Below are 940 nucleotides of genomic sequence, written 5' to 3' on the forward strand. Positions count from 1 at the left end.
TCTAAAACTGACTGAGGTTGTTGACAGTCTGAGCTCCTGATGGAAGGAGCTGCATGGCTGACCGTGTTTGGAGCGAGAAGGATCTGATCAGACGGGCGAACCGGCGCCTGGCGGTACTACAGCACGCTGAAGAGGTCAGCGGAAACGTGGCGGCAACGTGCCGCTATTACGGCATCAGCCGCAACGTGTTTTACCGGTGGAAGCGCCGATACGAGGACGAGGGGTTTGACGGACTCAAGGATCGGTCGAGTGCGCCCCTGCTGTGCCCGACGATCACTCATCCCGACATAGTCGAGAAGATCATCCACCTGCGCCAGCATTACCACTTCGGGCCAATGAAGATCCGGATGTACCTCAAGCGCTACCACGACGTGGACATCAGCGCGTCCGGGGTGTGGCGAATCCTCAAGCGGCTCGGCATGAATCGCCTCCCGGCCTCGCAGCGCTACAAGCGTCACACCGGGCGGTGGAAGCGCTACGAGAAGCAGCGTCCCGGCCATTATGTGCAAATTGATGTCAAGTTCATCGAGCCGATCGCCGCCGGATTGGGGCGCCGCAAGCGCTACTACCAATACACCGCGATCGACGACTGCACCCGGCTGCGCGTACTCCGCGCCTATCCCCGGTCAGACCAGAAGACCGCGATCCAGTTCCTCGACTACGTCCTCTCACGACTGCCCTTCCAGGTCGAGAAGATCCAGACCGACAATGGCGCCGAATTCCAGTCCAGCTTCCACTGGCACGTGCTTGACCAGGGCATCGGCCATATTTACATCCGACCAGGAACACCCAGGCTCAACGGCAAAGTGGAGCGTTCACACCGCATTGACGCCGAAGAGTTCTACCGACTACTCGACGGCGTCGTCGAAGACGACGCCGGGGCCGGCCTGTTCAACCAGAAACTCAAGGAATGGGAGGACTACTACAACTACCACCGACC

The 940-nt window shown here is 59.8% G+C and carries 1 protein-coding gene; it reads left to right on the top strand.

Going from position 1 to position 940, the window contains the following annotated elements; translation table 11 throughout:
• Window positions 1-53: 53 nt before the first annotated feature.
• Window positions 54-940, top strand: an 887-nt coding sequence (locus tag BST44_RS29195; protein WP_083180053.1) for an IS481 family transposase, incomplete at its 3' end; no start/stop codon positions are given.

The organism is Mycobacterium scrofulaceum (assembly GCF_002086735.1).
Classification (GTDB): domain Bacteria; phylum Actinomycetota; class Actinomycetes; order Mycobacteriales; family Mycobacteriaceae; genus Mycobacterium; species Mycobacterium scrofulaceum.